We start from the raw sequence: 19,379 nt of genomic DNA on the forward strand, positions 1-19,379 counted from the left end.
TCTGCTTGATGTAGAATAATTATCTAATTGACTAATTCTCAAATTGACACATTAAAAACATGTTAACAAAAAGAATTATACCTTGCCTTGATATTAAAAACGGACGAACCGTAAAAGGCGTTAATTTCGTAGATTTACGTGATGCGGGTGATCCTGTTGAATTAGCCAAAATCTATTCGGATGAAGGTGCTGATGAATTGGTTTTTCTGGATATTTCGGCGACTGAGGAAAGAAGAAGAACTTTAGTAGATTTGGTTCGAAAAGTAGCTTCGACGATTAATATTCCATTTACCGTGGGTGGCGGAATTTCAGCAGTTGAAGATGTGGAAGTTTTGCTTCAAAACGGAGCTGATAAGGTTTCTATCAATTCATCGGCGGTAAAAAATCCGCAGTTGATTAACGATTTGGCACAGAAATTTGGAAGCCAATGTGTAGTTGTGGCAATCGATGCCAAACAAATTGACGGCGAATGGATCGTGCATTTAGTTGGTGGAAAAGTGCCAACAGAAATTAAATTGTTTGATTGGGCAAAAGAAGTGGAAGAAAGAGGTGCAGGAGAAATCCTTTTTACCTCGATGGATCACGACGGAACCAAAAACGGCTTTGCTAATGAAGCTTTGGCAAAATTATCTGAATTAGTTAATATTCCGATTATCGCTTCTGGCGGAGCAGGAAACATTCAGCATTTCACCGATACTTTTATTGATGGAAAAGCAGACGCCGCTTTGGCTGCAAGTGTATTTCATTTTAAGGAAATAGAAATCAAAACACTCAAAAAAGAATTAAAAAACAATAATATAGAAGTTCGAATATAGTTTTACCTTTAAGACTTTCGGCTTTCAAACTTTAGACTAAAAATATGAACATAGATATCAAAAGTGCACACGGATTAATTCCAGCGATAATTCAGGATTCAGAAACAAAAAATGTTTTGATGCTGGGTTATATGAACGAAGAATCGCTTCAAAAAACAATAGAAACTCAAAAAGTAACTTTCTTCAGCCGTTCCAAACAAAGACTTTGGACAAAAGGAGAGGAAAGCGGTAACTTTTTGGAACTTGTAGATATTAAAAACGATTGTGACGGCGATACACTTTTGATTCAGGCAAAACCGGTTGGACCAACATGTCACACTGGAGCAGACACTTGCTGGCAGGAACCAAATCAGGCTAATTATGGATTTATTTCATCCTTGGAGGATACAATCAAAACCAGAAGAAAGAATGCCGATTCTGAGAAAAGTTACGTGGCCTCTTTATTTGAAAAAGGAATCAATAAAATTGCTCAAAAAGTAGGTGAGGAAGCAGTCGAAGTAGTTATTGAGGCCAAAGATAATAATGATGATTTATTCTTAAGCGAAAGTGCTGATTTACTGTTTCATTACTTGATTTTGCTTCAGGCGAAAGGCTATCAATTGAACGATGTTGTAAACGTTTTGAAAGGACGTCAGAAATAACATTAGTTAATTATAACTTACAGATGCATTAGTTTATAGCTAAAAAAGCTTTAAACATAATACATCTTTTTTTGATTCCTATTTTAAAAAAGAGTATTTTTAGTGTTAAAAAAATATTTTATGAAATTGTATATTTGTTTGTTGCTGTTTTTAATTCCACATTTAAACTATGGGTTCAAGAAAGACATATGGCCATATTCATTTATTATTTCAAAAGCAGACCTTATTGTTGATGGAAAAATTTCAAAAATTTCAAAAGGCAACTATGAATTTACAGTAAATGAGTTCGTAAAAGGAAAATCCAACTCAAAAATTAATGTTGCAATCTGGGAGGAATGGTTATGTGATCCCAGAATTAAAGAATTAAAAGTTGGACAAAGATTAATTTTATTTTTAGAAAAAAAATCAGTCAATAATTTTAGCACTATTAATGCTAGTACAGGAGAATTGTACGTAGATAATAATGCTTTTATAGATATATTTGCTCCTAAGGAGCTATCTAATCCTACAGTTTTTAAAAATGGTATTTCTATGTTTTTGAAAACCTATACATTCTATGGTAATTTAAGCGACCGATTTTTACGTAACTCATATTTTCAAGTAAATAAATCTATATTTGAAATTTATAAAATGAAAGAGGAAAACAAGTTTTTTAAATTCTTAGTTGATAATGAACTTAGATATTACGAAGTAAAATAACATTAAACTTATTAATCAAATAATATAGAAACCAATAGCAATTTATTTTGCTGTTGGCTTTTTTGTTTTTAAAAACTCAAAAAAAGCATGTAATTTTGATTGAAAATTTCCAAATCAATGAAGAAACATCTAAAAACGTTATTAATTGCATTCTTAATTTCCAGTGGAATTCAAGCGCAAGGACTTCTCAATAAGTCCGAAACGATTTTTACTCATCAGGATACCTTACGCGGAAGCATCACGAAAGAAAGAGCTTGGTGGGATTTAAAATATTATGATCTGAATATAAAAGTAAATCCAGTAGAAAAAACCATTTCAGGTTCCAATACGGTACGCTATACTGTTGTATCAGAATATAATAAAATGCAGATTGACCTGCAGGAACCCATGCAGATCATCAAAGTAACGCAAGATGGTAAAGAACAAAAATTCACAAGAGATGGAAATGCTTTTTTAATTGAATTATCTGCCAATCAAAAAATTGGAGAAGCAAAAGAAATAATAATTTCATTTGGCGGTAAACCTAAAGAAGCTGTGAATCCGCCCTGGGATGGCGGAATTACATGGAGAAAAGATAAAAACAGGAATGATTTTATAGCTTCTTCCTGCCAAGGATTAGGTGCCAGTGTCTGGTGGCCAAACAAAGATCACATGTATGATGAAGCTGAGGGAATGAAAATCAGTGTGAATGTTCCAAAAAACTTAACTGATGTTTCTAATGGCCGTTTACAAAATGTAAAAGAATTAAAGGATGGCACCAAAACCTATACATGGCTTGTCAAAAATCCAATCAACAATTATGGTGTAAATATCAATATCGGTGATTACGTTAATTTCTCAGAGAAATACGAAGGAGAGAAAGGTAATTTAGACTGTAATTATTATGTTTTAAAAGATAATCTAGAGGCAGCCAATAAGCAGTTCAAAGATGTTCCCAAAATGCTTAAAGCTTTTGAATACTGGTTTGGTCCTTATCCATTTTATGAAGACAGCTATAAACTGGTAGAAGCACCTTATTTAGGTATGGAGCATCAAAGCTGTGTAACTTACGGAAATGGTTATAAAAACGGTTATTTGGGCCGTGATCTAAGCGGAACTGGCTGGGGATTAAAATTTGATTATATTATTATTCACGAATCTGGGCATGAATGGTTTGCCAATAATATTACTTATAAAGATATTGCAGATATGTGGATTCATGAAAGTTTCACCTGCTATTCTGAAAGTCTTTTTGTGGAATATTATTATGGAAAAGATGCAGGAGCAGAGTATGTTAGGGGAATGCGGAAACTCATTCAAAACGACAAACCTATCATTGGGCATTATGATGTAAACAGCGAAGGTTCTGGAGATATGTATTTCAAAGGGACTAATATTCTGCACACTTTGCGTCAGTTAGTAAATGACGATGCCAAATGGAGAGCTGTCTTGAGAGGTTTAAATAGTACATTTTATCATCAAACTGTTACAACAAAACAAATTGAAGATTATTTGAGTATTCAAACTGGATTAGATTTGAGCAAAATCTTTGATCAGTATTTAAGAGATACCCGAATTCCAGCATTTGAATATACTTTTAAGGAAAATATTCTAAAATACCGCTGGACAAATACTGTTTCTGGATTTGACATGCCTGTAAATGTGTCAATAAACGGAACTGAAGTTACTTTGAAACCAAAGGCTGACTGGAGCGACTATTCAAATTCTTCTAAAATTGACAAAGTGGATGTAAACAAGAATTTTTATGTGTACTCCAAGAATATAAATTAAAAGTTCATTTTCCTTTAATACATACAAAAAAGACCAGCAGTTTTGCTGGTCTTTTTTGTATTAAAGAAATTCAGTGTTATTGAATTTAGATGTTTTAAATTAAATTTTTGGATACATATTCCCAGCTTGTTTTAATAGAATCCATTGGGTTTGGAGAATAATTAGTTTCCTGTTCTACAAAAAAGTGCTGCATTCCTGAGAGTTTAGCTTCTGCAAAAATGGCTTTGAAGCTGATGCTTCCTTCACCTATTTCAGTATTCCATTCGGCTTTGGATTTATCCATATCTTTTACATGCCACATTGTAAATCGGCCTGGATTAGCCTTAAATAATTGCAGAGGATCGTTTCCTGAACGGACTGCCCAATACAAGTCTAATTCAAAATCAACTAATTTCTTATCGGTTTCCTGCAATAAAACATCATATCCTGTTTGATTTCCAAATTTTTTAAATTCAAAATCATGATTGTGATAAGCTAATTTCAATCCTGATTGTTTACATAAAACTGCTGCTTCATTTATTTTTTGAGCAATTCGTTTAAAATCATCCAAAGTACTTCTTAATTTTTCATCTAAATAAGGAACAGTTATGTATTCACTTCCTAATTGGTTAGCGCATTCAATAGAAGATTTTAGAAAATCAGCATTATTATCTTTTATGAAAGAATTAAAATCATAATGACCGCTAGGAGCTTTTAGTCCATTATCAGCGAGTATTTTTTTGAAATCTTTTGCAGATGTACCAAAAAAACCTTTATCACTGGAATATCCGTAAGTCTCCACTTCTTTATACCCAGACTTGGCCACATGCTCTAAAACACCTTTCACGTCATTAGAAAATGACTCTCTCAAAGTATACAGCTGAAGACCTATATTTTTTGATTTAGCCGAAAAGGCTAGGGAAGGAGCTATTGCTATTGCTCCCAATGCTAAACCGCTGTTTATTATAAAATCTCTTCTTTTTATCATTGTTTTTGCTTTTTATTAAAATTAAATATCACATATTTCAATAGCCTTTTTCAATGAGGCGATTTTATCTTTTTGTTTTGGAATAAATTCCTGCCCAACAAATCCAGTAAAACCGGTATCTGCGATGGCTTTCATTATTGCTCTGTAATTGAGTTCCTGAGTTTCATCAATTTCGTTTCGGCCTGGAACTCCCGCAGTATGATAATGAGCAAAGTGCTGATGATTTTCCTGTATGGTACGAATCACATCACCTTCGTCTATCTGCATGTGGTAAATATCGTAAAGAAGTTTGAAATTTTCAGAATTAATCCTTTTTACCAGTTCAACTCCCCAATAGGTTTTGTCACATTGATAATCTTTATGATTAATTTTACTGTTTAATAACTCCATTACTAAGGTTACTTTGTGCTTTTCAGCAATTGGAATCAGTTTTTTTAAACCAAGCACACAATTGTTCCAGCCTTCTTCATCCGTTTTTCCTCTGCGGTTTCCGCTAAAACAGATCAGGTTTTTATAACCAGCTTCTGCCACCAGCGGAATCATTTCTGTATAGTTTTTAATTAACTGTTCATGAAATTGTAAATCATTGAAACCATCTACTAAATTCAATTCGGCACCATTGCACATGGTGGAAACCAAATTGTGTTTTTTTAATATTGGCCAATCTTTAGGACCAACCAAATCAATTCCTGTAACTCCTATTTTTTTAGCTTCAGCACAAAGTGTTTCTATATCAAAATCATTATAACACCAGCGGGCCACCGAATGATTAATTCTTCCTTTCAACATATTGGATTCTAATTTTAATTCCTCCTTAGGAAGAGCAAAAGCAGATAAACCTGTTGGAATACCTAACGATACAGTTCCCGCAAGAATTCCTTTTATAGCTGTCCTTCTGTCAAAATTATCACTCATCTTTTCCGTGTTTAAATCCTTAAATTTCGTTTTGAGCTTTGTCTTTATCCTGAAACAAAAGAGCAAAAATCAAAAATACTGCAAAAGCAATTCCTGCAGGAATTATCCAAACCATCTGCCAGTTTGTTGCTCCTTCAACAGTTTTAAAATTATCAGTAATCCAGCCTGCGACAGCAAAACCAATTAACATTCCGATGCCATAAGTTGCAAGAGTGATAAGTCCCTGAGCCGCACTTTTATATTTGTCTCCCGCTTTTGAATTCGTATATATCTGGCCTGAAACAAAAAAGAAATCATAGCAGATTCCATGAAGAGCAATTCCCAGAATGAGCATGAAACTCAAATCATCACCATTACCGTAAGCAAATAAAACGTAACGGATTGCCCAAGCAAGCATTCCTACCAAAATTGTTTTCTTAAATCCAAAACGGGCAAAAAATACAGGAATTAACAATAAGAATAATGCTTCGGATATTTGGCCGATTGCCATTTTGCCAGTTGGATTTTCTATACCAGCAGCTGTCAAAAATGGGTGGGCATTTTGATAATAAAAGGCCAAAGGAATACAGATCAAGATTGATGAAATAAAAAATATAAAGAAATTTTTGTCTTTTAAAAGCTTTAGAGCATCAAGTCCAATAATATCGCTGATCTTAATTTTTTCAGTACTAACTTTTGGCGGTGTTTTTGGCAGTGTAAAACTAAATAAGCCTAAAATAAAAGCTGCAATACCTGCCAAAAGAAAAGTATTTTTAAGCAATCCGCTGGAAACAGCTTCGACAGAATCCCAATGAAACAGAAAACTAATCGATAAACCTGCTAAAATCCAGCCGATAGTACCCCAGACTCTGATATTTGCAAATTCTTTTTCAGCATCTTTCATCTGATTGAATGCAACTGAATTTACCAAGGCCAATGTTGGCATATACAAGATCATGTAACTCAAAACGTAAGCATAAAACAGCCCTACATCTGATGACTGATACATTTGATACATTAAAAATGCGCCTGCCAAATGTAAAAGCCCTAAAATTTTCTCCGCATTAAAATAACGATCTGCAATCAAACCAATAATAAATGGGGCAATGATAGCTCCCCAGGATTGGGTAGAAAAAACTGCAGCTGTTTCTGAGCCGGTAGCTTTTAAATTGTTTCCTAGAAAAGTTCCGAGGGTAACAAACCATGCTCCCCAAATAAAAAATTCCAGAAACATCATTACAGATAATTTAATTCGGATAGTTGTATTCATACAAAAAAAGTTGGTTTTGGTTAGTTAATTATAAATTTATTATTTACAGCCGGTTGTAGTTTCCATTGTATTCCATTCTTTAATCACAATATTGCGATACCATACGTTATTACCGTGGTCCTGTAAAGCAATTTTCCCTTTTTTGAAAGTTCCAAAACCTGGCCAGCCAGCAAATTTGCTTCCTGCAACCAATGCTTTAAAATTATCATCCCAAAGTACTGTTTCAACAACAAGAACTCCGTTTAAAACTAAGGTAAGCTTACCATTTTTAGAAACAACTTCGGCAGTATTCCATTCTCCAACAGGTTTAACCGGTTCTGATTTACTTTGAATTAAATCATACAAATCACCAGCGCGGTGTTTGGTAATTTTTCCATCAGGATGGCCATCATTGTCCAAAACCTGCATTTCCAAACCAGTTTCATAAGTGTTTTTATATTTTTGAGGATTGTCATTTACATAAAAAATGATACCGCTGTTTGCATTCGGAGCAACTTTCCACTCCACTTTTAAATGAAAGTTTTCATATTCAAGATCAGTTACTAAATCACCGCCTTGACCGTTTTTGGCAGCTTCAGGATCAAAGTGTAAAACACCATCTTCAACTTTCCAGCCAGCACTAGCAGTAGTTTTACCATAAGTATGCCAGCCAGTTGTAGTTTTTCCGTCAAAAATAGGTTTAAAGCCTTTTTGAGCCTGTAGTGTTTGAAATAAAGTAAATGCTAATACTGTTATAATAATCTTTTTCATGGTTTTAATATTTAATTTTAATATTCTTTAAAAACTTAGGTTTTTCCAACCTTCTCTATATTTTCGTTTGACAAATTGGTTAACATCATCCACATTGGTTACTTTCTTTGCATCATTATCCCAAAGTAATTTAACCGAACGGCCTGGATACACATCTTCGCCTAGATATTCCTTGTGTAAATCATATCCTCTTACTGCAAGATTTGCCATCAACAAAGCTTCTGTCAAAGGACCTGCTATTTCAAAAGGAGAACTCAGCTCTTTCTTGCCGTAACCAGCAATACAGCCTTCAATCCATTGTTTTTGATGGCCACCCGCGCCTCCGTTTACTCGGGGAAACTTTTCGGCTATTTTTAGATTTTCATTACGGCTCAAAGGCAATAATCTTGGATTTTCACTATAAGTATCACAAAGCATTTTCCCTTTGGTACCAATAAATAAAGTACCATTTCCTCCATCACCAAAAATTTCGTTTGCACCTAATTCATCTGGACGTTCTGGCTGAATACCGCCATCCATCCAATGCATTTTGATATCGCCTTTCGTTTTATCAGTTTTTGGAAATGTTAATGTAACATGACTTGAAGGAGGGCAGCTTTCTGGGAAATATCCTCTTTTAAACTCATCAATATAAATTGAACCAACACTGCATTGCACATCTTTGGCGTACTTTAAGTTCAAAACAGAAAACGGTGCTTCCATCAGATGGCATCCCATATCTCCCAATGCACCTGTTCCATAATCCCACCAGCCTCGCCAGTTAAAAGGTACTAATTTGTCTACATAGTTTTTATGCGGAGCAGTTCCCAGCCACAAATCCCAATCTAACTCTTTAGGTATTTCAGTTTTTGCTGTAGACCAAGGAATTCCCTGTGGCCACACTGGTCTGTCTGTCCATGCATAAACAGTGTGCACATCACCAATCAAATCGGCATCATACCACTCTTTCATAATTCGGGTACCATCATTAGACGATCCTTGATTTCCCATCTGAGTAACCACTTTATAACGAGAAGCAGCCTGAGTCAGCATGTGCGCTTCGTAAATATCATGTGCAATTGGCTTCTGCACATACACATGTTTTCCTAACTGCATAGCCGAAAAGGCCTGAATAGCATGATTATGATCTGGAGTAGAAACAGAAACTGCATCAAAATTTTTATGCTCTTTGTCCAGCATTTCACGCCAGTCTTTATAAAACTTGGCTTTCGGCAGTGCCCTTACGGCATCAGAGGCTCTTCGGGTATCGACATCGCATAAATAAGCAACATTTGCGAGACCGCTCTTTTCAAATGAACCAACATCAGATCTTCCTTTTCCGCCTACACCAATACTGGCAATTATTAGTCGGTCGCTAGGTGCTACAAATCCTTTTCCCATAACATGTCTGGGAATAATCATTAAACCGGCTGTCGCCAGCACTCCTTTCTTTAGAAAATCCCTGCGGACAGTAGATTCTGGTTCTTTATTTTTATTTAGATCTTGATCCATAAATAGTTTATTTATTCAACGATAGGATGTATTTAGCAATTTTTTTAGCATCGTCTTTTTTTAATGCAGTATGAGCTGCCATAGGAATTGCTCCCCAAACTCCAGAACCTCCTTTGATAATTTTATCAGATAAATAATTGATGTTTTTATCATTCGCAGGGTATTTTTTTGCGATATCTAAATAGGAGGGACCAATTACTTTTTTATCTATTTTGTGGCAAGTCGCACAATCTAGTTTTGCCATTATTTTTTCTCCATCAGAAGACTGCACTTCATCTTTGCCGTGACTGTATTTTACCGGAATTGATTCATATTTTGAAAAAGAGCTTAAACCGCCCAGAATTACTATTGCTGCTAAAATTTTAATTTTCATTTTTTATTATTTACGTATTTTTAAATTCCTAAATTTTTCCTGTTAAGCTGCGAATTAGTTTCTACCGCTACAAAATCGTCAAAAGCTTTATCTGTCACTTTGATAATGTGTTTTTTTATAAACTCAGCTCCTTCGCGAGCACCGTCTTCTTGATTTTTCAAACAGCATTCCCATTCCATTACCGCCCAGCCTTTGTAATCATATTGCGCTAATTTGCTGAAAATGGTTTTAAAATCTATTTGACCATCGCCAGGCGAGCGATAGCGCCCCGCACGGTTTATCCAGCTTTGATAACCTCCAAAAGTTCCTTGTTTTCCTGTTGGATTAAATTCGGCATCTTTAACATGAAAAGCTTTAATTCGTTCATGATAAAAATCGATATACTGAATATAATCCAATTGCTGCAGTACAAAATGTGAAGGATCATAAAGTATGCAGGCTCTCTGATGATTATTTACTGCTTTGAGAAACATTTCGTAAGTTTCGCCATCAAATAAATCTTCACCTGGATGGATTTCATAGCAGACATCCACACCGTTTTTATCAAATTCATTAAGGATAGGTAACCAGCGATTTGCTAATTCCTTGAATCCCTCTTCGATTAAGCCTGGCGGACGCTGTGGCCAAGGATGAAAATACTGCCACAATAACGAACCGCTAAAAGTAGCATGTGCATTAAGCCCTAAATTTTGAGAAGCTTTTGCGGCATAATGCAATTGCTGTACTGCCCATTCTTGTCTTGCTTTTGGGTTTCCGCGCAAAGCCTGTGGTGCAAATCCATCAAAAAAATCATCATATGCAGGATGAACAGCAACCAGCTGACCTTGCAAATGAGTAGAGAGTTCAGATATTTTTAATCCGTACGAGCCCACAATTCCTGTAAGTTCATCAGCATATGTTTTGCTTTCAGCTGCTTTTTTTAAATCAATAAATCGGGAATCCAGAGTTGGTATTTGTATTCCTTTAAAATCCAGACTAGCTGCCCATTGGCAAATTCCTTCCAAAGAATTAAAAGGCGCTTCATCAGATATAAATTGTGCCAAAAAAACGGCAGGTCCTTGCATTGTGGTCATTTGATTCTATTTAGATTTTAAATTCAGTCCATTTTTGAGATGATTTTCCGGAGGCGATTACATTTTCTATAAAAGCCATTCCTCGAACACCATCTTTTACTGTTGGAAAATCAAGCATTTCAGCTGTTGGTTCTTTACCTTCTAATTTTGACTGCAAAGTCAAAGCGAAGTTTTTATATAAATTCCCAAAAGCTTCCAAATATCCTTCTGGGTGTCCGCTTGGAGTTCGGGTATTAAAAGCAGCAATTGTTGATAAATATCCGTTTCCGGTTCGGTACAATTGAGCAGGGGAGTCCAGCCATTTTACAGTTAAAGTATTTGGTTCCATCTGATGCCATTCTAAACCGCCTTTTTCTCCATACACTTTAATTTTTAAGCTGTTTTCTTCACCGGCTGCTATTTGGCTGGCTACCAAAATTCCGTTGGCGCCATTATTAAATTTAAGGAGAACATTTCCATCATCATCCAGTCTTCTATTATCAACCACTGTATTAATATCAGCGCAAAGCTGTGTTATTTTTAATCCTGAGATATATTCTGCCAAATGTGCCGCGTGAGTTCCAATATCTCCCATACAGCCACTAATCCCGCTTTTGGATGGATCGGTTCTCCAAGCAGCCTGTTTGTTTCCTCCATTTTCAAAGTCAGTACTCAGCCAGCCCTGCGGATATTCAACCATTATTTTCCGAATGTTTCCAAAATGATTTTCGGCGACCATATTCCTTGCCTGTTTAACCATTGGATAGCCGGCGTAAGTGTGTGTCAGGCAAAGATAAAGCCCTGTCTCTTCCACTTTTTCTTCTAATAATTTGGCTTCCGCCAAAGTCAAAGTCATCGGCTTGTCCAGAACCACATTAAAACCATTCTCCAATGCTAACATGGCAGGAGCAAAATGGGCATGATTTGGAGTAACTATCGAAACGAAATCCATTCTCTCGTTTTGAGGCAATTTTGCTTCTGTCTCGATCATTTGAGTATAGGATTGATAACATTTATCCTGAGACAAACCTAATTCTTTACCAGATTCAAGGGAAAAAGCAGGATTGGAACTAAAAGCACCGCAATGCAGTTCGATTAATCCGTCCATGTTTGCTGCAATGCGGTGAACTGCTCCGATAAAAGCATTTTTGCCACCGCCAATCATTCCCATTTTTAATTTTCTCATAATTAAATAGTCCTAAACTCTATATATTTTTTTTCTTTAATTCTTTTACAGCGTAATCCACAGCTCTAGCAGTTAAGGCCATATATGTCAGTGAAGGATTTTGGCAGGCACTCGAAGGCATACAGGAACCATCAGTAACAAAAACATTGCTTACTTCGTGCATTTGGTTCCACTTGTTTAATACTGATTCTTTTGGATCATTCCCCATACGGGCAGTTCCCATTTCGTGAATTGTCATTCCCGGATAACAGCCGTTGTCGTAAGCTTTTACATTCTTGACACCAGCAGCTTCAAGCATTTCGGCAGCGTCATACATCATGTCCTCACGCATTTTTGCTTCATTCTCTTTGTATTCGCAGTCGATTGCAAGTACAGGCTGTCCCCATTTATCTTTTTTAGAATGATCTATATATACTTTATTTTCGAAATAAGGAAGCATTTCTCCAAAACCGCCAAGTCCCATTGTCCATGATTCTGCCGGTCTTGATAAAATTTCTTTGAAATCTCCTCCAAAATCCAATTCGGCAACCTCTTTATGCCAGTTTCCTCTGCTTGCTGCACCCTGATATCCAAAACCACGCAAATAATCACGTTTATCCTCTTTAAAATTTTGATATCTTGGGATGTAAATACCATTGGCTCTGCGTCCATAAGTATATTTGTCTTCAAAACCTTCAACAGTTCCTTCTGCGCCGCATCTAAAATGATGATCCATCAAATTGTGTCCAAGCTGTCCGCTGCCGTTACCTAAACCATTGGGATGAGCTTCAGAAGTTGAATTCAATAAAACAAAAGTGGAGCCCAGCGTCGATCCATTTACAAAAACAATTTTAGCATAAAACTCCATGCTTTCATTTGTTTGAGAATCAATAACCATAACACCTTTGGCCTTTTTCGTTTCTTTATCATAAATAATATGATTGACAATCGAGTAGGGGCGCACGGTTAATTTTTTAGTAGCCATTGCCGCTGGCAGAGTTGAAGATTGCGTACTGAAATAAGCTCCAAAAGGACATCCTCGGCTGCATAAATTTCTATATTGACAGCTTCCTCTTCCTAAATGAGGCACAGTTAAATTTGCCGTACGGCCAATAGTCATTATTCTGGATTTATTATAGTGCTTTTCGATGCGGTCTTTCACTGATTTTTCAACGCAGTTCATATCCATCGGAGGCAAAAACTGACCATCTGGCAATAGAGGCCAATTTTCATTCTGACCGCTGATGCCTGCAAATTTCTCAACATAATCATACCACGGTGCAATATCTTTATAACGGATTGGCCAGTCATTCCCATGACCGTCTTTTATATTATCTTCAAAATTAAGATCACTAAAACGATAACTCTGGCGTCCCCACATCAAAGATTTTCCACCCACATGGAAACCTCTGTACCAGTCAAAACGCTTATCTTCGGTATAAGGGCATTCTAAGTCGTTTACCCACCATTTTTCATTTGCCTGCTGGTATGGATAATCTCTGGTCTGCACCGGGTGAGTTCGCTTTTGTTCTTCGGTCATTTTTCCGCAATAAGCTATTTCCCAAGGAGCTTTCATCGCCGAATCATAATCTTTTATATGTTCTATATTTTCACCACGCTCCAGCATCAGGACTTTCAACCCTTTTTGTGTTAATTCTTTGGCTGCCCATCCGCCGCTTATTCCCGAACCTATTACAATTGCGTCATAGGTATTTTGCTTTTTTAAGTCGGTATTTATATTCACAAGTCGCTTTTTAACAATTAATAAAATAATTTTAAATACTTAAACATTTATGTTGCCCAAGCTTTCTGTCCAGGAATGTAGTCTGCATTTCCATCATATTTACCTGGAATTGGCAAATATTCTCTTGCCATCGTACAGCCAATCTCTGAAGAGAAATAACCTAATATTGTCAAATCTCTGGCAATCAAAAAGAAAGAAGGCTCGTGATTATTATTGATTGATTGCTGTGTTAAGTCATTCATAAGCTGTTTTTTTTCCTCATCATTTAAACTTAAAAATTCTTTATTAAATTTAGTCTTAGACAGAATTAACATATTATCAAAACCTTTTTTAAAAACAGCTTGAAGATTTGCCGGATAACAATCTTTTATAATTAAAGGAATCAATGCACCAACTCCCGCGGCTTTTGCACCCGGAGATTTTGCTGTTGTGGGTAAAATAATTTCGGAATATTCAGCTAAGATTTCTTCATCGGTGGCAGTATATAAATAGATATTCTTCTCCGGTTCAAATACTGTAAAACTTTCAAATAAAACTCCCATTGTGGTCGCAGAAATCGCTCCCCCCATTAAAAAGGCAATTTTTTTTAGTGCTTCTCGTCTTTCCATTTGCTAAATATTAAAAATATAAAGGTATTAACTGCCGATAATTAAATTATTCATTGAATTACAATAATAATCAAAAAACCAACATATTTCCCTTTTAAAAGTTAATAAATTATCAAATATTAATAATTCGCAACTAATAAAACGTTTTAGTATATATTTTAAAATCAAATTACGGCATTTAATAAAGATGCAGAAGAATAACGCAAAATTTTAAGATATTTTTTTTTACTGCAACACAGTAAAGAAGGGTTTTGTGAAATAAAAACCTGTTAATTATATGATAAAAAATTTATAAAAACTGTCATTGGGACTAAATAGAGATTATTTTTTAATTTGATTGATCAAACAGCTGCACCTGACTTTTTAATCTTTCGATCAATAAGTTCATCATCCTTTTATTTAGGCTGGATGAGTTTTTAATGTAAAGTGCGTATTCATCAGTAGTAAATAAGGCAATAATCATTCCTTTAAGAGCATTTCGGAATTTGATGTCTTTTTGGACTGCATTTTCGATAACCGATAATTTACTTTCGACGGATTTTGTATTAAAATCCCTTTTATACTTACTGATGTAATTTAAAAATGAAGCTATGAATAAATCATTCTGCAGTTTCAAAATAGGTCTAATTACCTCATTTTGAAACAACTCTTCTGAAGATGATTGAATACTGCTGTCTCCCAATGATTCTCCGCGAATTTCTTTGATTAATTTATCTCTGTTGTCCATCTTTTTTTTCTTAAAAATATAAAATTAACTGATAGCAAAGTCTTATTTTAGCATTATTAAATAAAAAAATATGCGATTTCATACTAGAAAGTGGGTAAAACCAGAAGATCTAAATCCCAATGGTTCATTATTTGGAGGTAAACTATTAGCTTGGTTAGACGAAGAATTGGCTCTGTATTCGATTATACAATTAGAAAACCGCAGAATTGTAACTAAACATATGTCGGAAATCAATTTCAGAAGCTCTGCAAGACAAGGTGATATAGTCGAAATTGGAATCGATGTGGTAAAATTTGGACATACTTCATTAGTACTAAAATGTGAAGCACGAAATATGATGACCAGAGAAACCATCATTACAATTGATGAAACTGTTATGGTAAACTTAGGAGATGACGGAAAGCCGCAAGCTCATGGAAAAACCGAAATTGAGTTTGTGAAAGACAGATTGGGTTAGTTTCGAAAATTAAATTTATGCTAGACTGCAAAACATAAAAAAAACCGCTGAAAACAAATACTTGTGATTCAGCGGATTTTTTTATTTATTTCTGCTTATAAGGTTTTGCCTCATTTTCTGAAGACATCACAAAAATTTCCAGATCAAAATAGGGAACCGATGCGATAACATGGTCAAATATATCGGCCATAATGTATTCGTAATTCTCAAAACGTTTATCTTTCGAAAAAGCATATACTTCGAGAGGAACGCCATAAGCAGTAGGCTGTAATTGCCTGCACAGCATAGTCATATCCTTATTTATTCCAGGATTCTGACTAAGGTATTGGGTAATGTATTTTCGAAACAAACCTAAATTAGTAATGTTTCGGCCATTAATCGCCAGCGTTTTATCGATTTTATGACCTATATTATAGTTATCAATTTCAGTTTTTCGGGTATCGATGTAGGCACTCAAAAGATTTATTTTCTTTAATTCGTTAAGTTCATCATCTTTCAGAAACCGAATACTGCTGGCTTTTATTATAATATGTCTTTTTATTCTTCTTCCATCAGAATTAAGCATTCCTCGCCAGTTTTGGAAAGAATCGGAACTCAGACTATACGTTGGAATTGTGGTCGTAGTATTGTCAAAATTTCGAACTTTTACCGTAGCCAGATTAATCTCAATCACATCGCCGTCAGCTCCATAACGATCCATAGTAATCCAGTCGCCAATTCGCACCATATCGTTTATTGCAACCTGAACACTTGCCACGAAACCTAAAATAGTATCTCTGAAAATCAAAATAATTACTGCTGAAACCGCCCCCAAAAGAGTCAACAATTCCTTTTGGTCAATGTCAAATAATTTCGAAATTATAAAGGTAATACCAATCATCCACAGCACAATCATAATAACCTGAATGAAACTGTCAATTGGTTTGTCGCTATATCTCGGAATCAATTTTAAATAATCACGAAGTGTATTAAAAATGGTTCGGATAATCCACATAATCATTAAAACGATATAAGCACGAACCGCCTGCCCAAAAACATTTTCCCAATATTCAAATTTATCTAAAATGACTGGAACAGATTCAACAACAAAAGATAGCGGGAATAAATACGAAATATAAGTTGCTGTTTTATTGCTTACGAGCAAATCATCGAATTTTGTTTTTGTGTTCTGAGAAACTATAGTCAATACGGTCACCAATATAAACCGGAAAACTACATACAATCCATAAACCAGAATGCAAAGCAAAATTATGTTGAAAAACAGACTAACATAAGTTGACAGGCTTCGGCTCATTCCCCAATCCCTAAAAATAGGGTAAAGGAAATTGAAAATGGAGTGAATGATTTTATTCATTTTTTACAAATATTTTTTCTCGATATAAAAAGTTCCAAAAGGCACTAACGAAGCAACCGAAATAATTCCAAAAGTTTTAAAATCCCATTTTTGTACATTCTTTAGCAAAATGGCCAATAAAACATAACCTATAAATAATACGCCATGACTCATCCCAATAGGATATAATAATGTTTTATAAAGTTCCATATTCGTTGGCTTGATAAAAAGCATATTCGAAAATAGAACCAGATACGAGATACCTTCTAAAATAGCGGTAATTTTAAAAATCTTAAGCATTTGTGATTGTTTTTTTTTGAATTAAAGAGCAAAATTAGTCATTATCAATGATTATCGGTGTATACAATAGAAAACTAAATTACTTTTGTCTTCTTAAACATTTATAATGAGCAAGCGCGATTTAAAAAAGTATTTAAACGAACTCACTAAAGAACAGCTTGAAGAGCAGATTCTTGAATTGTATGAGAAGTTCAGTCCTGTGAAAGTGTATTACAATTTTGTATTCAATCCAAAAGAAGAAACATTATTGCAGGAATGCAAACTCAAAATATCTCATGAATATTTTCCATTGCAGACAAAAGGCAAAAGAAAAAAGCCAAAAATGAGGCGTTCGGTTGCTCAAAAATACATCAAGCATTTTATAACATTGGGAGTAGACCCATTCGTAATTGCCGATGTCATGCTTTATAACATCGAAATTGCCCAGACTTTTGCGTCAGAAAACATAATAAGGCAGGATTTATTCTACAAAAGCATGTTTAATTCATTTGAACAAGCATTAAATTTCATTATTTCTAACGGAATTTTGGCCGAATTTAAAGCCCGCATATTTGCTGTTCACAACGAAGTTTTACAACAAAAATGGCAGAATATGTCTGATTTCAAAACATCTATCGCGATTTTAGAAGATTAATAGCAGATTTAAAAAATAATTTTAATTCATTTCCAAGAATATTTTTTTTAAAAACATGGCTTAATAACTGTTTTTTAGGTGTATTTTTGCAAAAATCCAAAAATATACAATGCATCAAGAGAGTTTAGAAATTGAAACTGAAACAAGAAAAGAACTTTACGCTTATCAGCAAGGAGACATTGACGCCATATTTGAGCGTATAGACAACGCACCTGCACAGCATCATTTATTGTATCAATTGCCTACTGGCGGAGGAAAAACGGTGATTTTTTCCGAAATTGTCCGCCGTTATTTGTCGCAGCACGACAAAAAAGTGGTTGTACTTACGCACCGTATTGAGTTGTGCAAGCAAACGTCAAAAATGCTGAAAGGTTTTGATGTAAAGAATAAAATCATCAACAGTAAGGTAAAAGAACTACCAGATCAAAATGATTATTCTTGTTTTGTGGCGATGGTCGAAACTTTGAAGAACCGTATCAACGACGAAAAACTGCATTTAGACAATATCGGTTTGGTGATTATCGATGAGGCGCATTACAATTCTTTCCGAAAATTATTAAAATCGTTCAAAAACGCATTCATTCTTGGGGTTACAGCAACTCCATTGAGTTCCAACATAAAACTGCCAATGCATCAAAGCTACGATGAACTGATTGTGGGTGACACCATCAGCTCATTAATAGACAATGGTTTCCTGGCTAGAGCAGTAACCTATAGTTATGATGTGGGTTTAACATCATTAAAAGTAGGTATCAACGGAGATTATACAGTAAAATCATCTGATGATTTATATACCAATATGGCAATGCAGGAAAAACTGCTGCATGCTTATACCGAAAAATCTTTAGGCAAAAAGACCTTGATTTTCAACAATGGTATTAATACTTCTTTATATGTTTATGAAACATTTAGGGAAGCAGGCTACGGCATTCGTCATCTTGACAACACCAGCAGTAACGAAGAACGAAAAGAAATCCTGCATTGGTTCAAACACACTCCAGATGCAATTTTAACTTCTGTTGGGATCTTGACAACTGGTTTTGATGAGCCAACTGTCGAAACCATCATTTTGAACAGAGCCACTAAATCCCTTACATTATATTTCCAAATGATAGGCCGAGGTTCTAGAAAATTACCTGGAAAAGATGAATTTTCGGTTATCGATTTAGGAAACAATGCCGCACGTTTCGGTTTGTGGAGCGATCCTGTAAACTGGCAGCATATCTTTAAATCTCCTGAGTTTTATTTAGAGAATTTAAGAGACGACAGCGAAATCGAACTACATTTCAAATATACAATGCCTCCAGAATTAAGAGCGAAATTCAGTAAAACTGCCGATGTAACTTTTGATGTAGATGAAGAGCACAAACTGGCTATAGCTCAGAACTTAAGATCCAAAGTGGTTTTAGAAAAATCAATAGATCAGCACGCTGCCATGTGTGTTGACAATACCGAAGAACTGCAGGAAGCCAAAGCGCTTTCAAAAGAATTAGAAGCCGATATTGAAGATCGTGTTAAGCGTTTCTCAAAATGCCTCAGCCAATGCAGTAAAAACTACAGAGAATGGCTTCTGGATGATTATAAACTGAAAATGACTTTGTTAATCGGTAAAAAATACCGTGAGAAAGTCATGAACGAACTGGATTAATAATTTATATAACGCACATCTGTAGAGATGCACTGCAGTGC

20 protein-coding genes are annotated in these 19,379 nt (G+C 35.1%); 7 read left to right on the top strand and 13 right to left on the bottom strand.

Translation table 11 applies throughout. The annotated features are described in order from the left end of the window. The first annotated feature begins 59 nt into the window (after positions 1–59). The 4 genes from hisF (at position 60) to C8P67_RS14505 (ending at position 3,925) form a co-directional block, all read left to right on the top strand. Positions 60–815: an imidazole glycerol phosphate synthase subunit HisF gene (hisF, locus tag C8P67_RS14490; RefSeq protein ID WP_115813885.1), complete on the top strand. Its 756-nt coding sequence runs from the start codon at positions 60–62 to the stop codon at positions 813–815. 44 nt (positions 816–859) lie between these two features. Further along, the gene (gene hisIE / locus C8P67_RS14495; protein ID WP_115813886.1) at positions 860–1,456 is read left to right on the top strand and encodes a bifunctional phosphoribosyl-AMP cyclohydrolase/phosphoribosyl-ATP diphosphatase HisIE; all 597 of its coding nucleotides are present in this window, start codon (positions 860–862) and stop codon (positions 1,454–1,456) included. A gap of 120 nt (positions 1,457–1,576) precedes the next feature. Then, complete coding sequence (locus C8P67_RS14500) at positions 1,577–2,155, top strand: hypothetical protein (protein ID WP_115813887.1); 579 nt, start codon at positions 1,577–1,579, stop codon at positions 2,153–2,155. 117 nt (positions 2,156–2,272) lie between these two features. Further along, on the top strand, positions 2,273–3,925 hold the full coding sequence (locus C8P67_RS14505; RefSeq protein WP_115813888.1) for a M1 family metallopeptidase: 1,653 nt from the start codon (positions 2,273–2,275) through the stop codon (positions 3,923–3,925). Positions 3,926–4,019: 94 nt separating this feature from the next. On the opposite strand, the gene C8P67_RS14510 is transcribed toward C8P67_RS14505, so the two are convergent. From C8P67_RS14510 to C8P67_RS14560, 11 genes are all read right to left on the bottom strand, one after another. Continuing rightward, on the bottom strand, positions 4,020–4,892 hold the full coding sequence (locus tag C8P67_RS14510; RefSeq protein ID WP_115813889.1) for a sugar phosphate isomerase/epimerase family protein: 873 nt from the start codon (positions 4,890–4,892) through the stop codon (positions 4,020–4,022). Between the two features lie 21 nt (positions 4,893–4,913). Further along, entirely contained in the window at positions 4,914–5,807 is an 894-nt protein-coding gene (locus C8P67_RS14515; RefSeq protein WP_115813890.1) for a hydroxypyruvate isomerase family protein, read from the bottom strand. A 19-nt stretch (positions 5,808–5,826) separates the two neighbouring features. Next, complete coding sequence (locus tag C8P67_RS14520; protein WP_115813891.1) at positions 5,827–7,056, bottom strand: nucleoside permease; 1,230 nt, start codon at positions 7,054–7,056, stop codon at positions 5,827–5,829. Positions 7,057–7,095: 39 nt separating this feature from the next. Next, on the bottom strand, positions 7,096–7,806 hold the full coding sequence (locus C8P67_RS14525; protein WP_115813892.1) for a 3-keto-disaccharide hydrolase: 711 nt from the start codon (positions 7,804–7,806) through the stop codon (positions 7,096–7,098). Positions 7,807–7,833: 27 nt separating this feature from the next. Further along, positions 7,834–9,297, bottom strand: coding sequence for a Gfo/Idh/MocA family protein (locus C8P67_RS14530; protein ID WP_115813893.1), 1,464 nt, complete (start codon positions 9,295–9,297; stop codon positions 7,834–7,836). A 7-nt stretch (positions 9,298–9,304) separates the two neighbouring features. Further along, positions 9,305–9,670: a c-type cytochrome gene (locus tag C8P67_RS14535; RefSeq protein WP_115813894.1), complete on the bottom strand. Its 366-nt coding sequence runs from the start codon at positions 9,668–9,670 to the stop codon at positions 9,305–9,307. 20 nt (positions 9,671–9,690) lie between these two features. After that, the gene (locus tag C8P67_RS14540) at positions 9,691–10,743 is read right to left on the bottom strand and encodes a sugar phosphate isomerase/epimerase family protein (protein WP_115813895.1); all 1,053 of its coding nucleotides are present in this window, start codon (positions 10,741–10,743) and stop codon (positions 9,691–9,693) included. Between the two features lie 10 nt (positions 10,744–10,753). Further along, complete coding sequence (locus C8P67_RS14545; RefSeq protein ID WP_245980464.1) at positions 10,754–11,908, bottom strand: Gfo/Idh/MocA family protein; 1,155 nt, start codon at positions 11,906–11,908, stop codon at positions 10,754–10,756. A 19-nt stretch (positions 11,909–11,927) separates the two neighbouring features. After that, positions 11,928–13,631 (bottom strand): GMC oxidoreductase, encoded by a 1,704-nt coding sequence (locus C8P67_RS14550; RefSeq protein ID WP_115813896.1) that lies wholly within the window; start codon positions 13,629–13,631, stop codon positions 11,928–11,930. Between the two features lie 47 nt (positions 13,632–13,678). Next, the gene (locus C8P67_RS14555) at positions 13,679–14,239 is read right to left on the bottom strand and encodes a gluconate 2-dehydrogenase subunit 3 family protein (RefSeq protein ID WP_115813897.1); all 561 of its coding nucleotides are present in this window, start codon (positions 14,237–14,239) and stop codon (positions 13,679–13,681) included. Between the two features lie 328 nt (positions 14,240–14,567). Then, positions 14,568–14,966, bottom strand: a complete 399-nt coding sequence (locus C8P67_RS14560) for a glyoxalase (RefSeq protein WP_115813898.1) — start codon at positions 14,964–14,966, stop codon at positions 14,568–14,570. A 70-nt stretch (positions 14,967–15,036) separates the two neighbouring features. On the opposite strand from C8P67_RS14560, the gene C8P67_RS14565 reads away from it, so the two are divergent. After that, on the top strand, positions 15,037–15,423 hold the full coding sequence (locus C8P67_RS14565; RefSeq protein ID WP_115813899.1) for an acyl-CoA thioesterase: 387 nt from the start codon (positions 15,037–15,039) through the stop codon (positions 15,421–15,423). Positions 15,424–15,508: 85 nt separating this feature from the next. On the opposite strand, the gene C8P67_RS14570 is transcribed toward C8P67_RS14565, so the two are convergent. Together C8P67_RS14570 and C8P67_RS14575 are read right to left on the bottom strand one after the other, a co-directional pair. Beyond that, entirely contained in the window at positions 15,509–16,777 is a 1,269-nt protein-coding gene (locus C8P67_RS14570; RefSeq protein WP_115813900.1) for a mechanosensitive ion channel family protein, read from the bottom strand. Between the two features lie 3 nt (positions 16,778–16,780). Beyond that, positions 16,781–17,056 (bottom strand): DUF3817 domain-containing protein, encoded by a 276-nt coding sequence (locus C8P67_RS14575; protein WP_115813901.1) that lies wholly within the window; start codon positions 17,054–17,056, stop codon positions 16,781–16,783. 106 nt (positions 17,057–17,162) lie between these two features. Here C8P67_RS14575 and C8P67_RS14580 point away from each other — a divergent pair, with 106 nt between their 5' ends. Then, a complete protein-coding gene (locus C8P67_RS14580) occupies positions 17,163–17,690 on the top strand; it encodes a DUF6155 family protein (RefSeq protein ID WP_115813902.1) in 528 nt (175 codons plus the stop codon). A gap of 109 nt (positions 17,691–17,799) precedes the next feature. Further along, positions 17,800–19,338: a DEAD/DEAH box helicase gene (locus tag C8P67_RS14585; protein WP_115813903.1), complete on the top strand. Its 1,539-nt coding sequence runs from the start codon at positions 17,800–17,802 to the stop codon at positions 19,336–19,338. Positions 19,339–19,379: the final 41 nt, after the last annotated feature.

It is taken from the genome of Flavobacterium aquicola (assembly GCF_003385115.1).
Lineage (GTDB): Bacteria > Bacteroidota > Bacteroidia > Flavobacteriales > Flavobacteriaceae > Flavobacterium > Flavobacterium aquicola.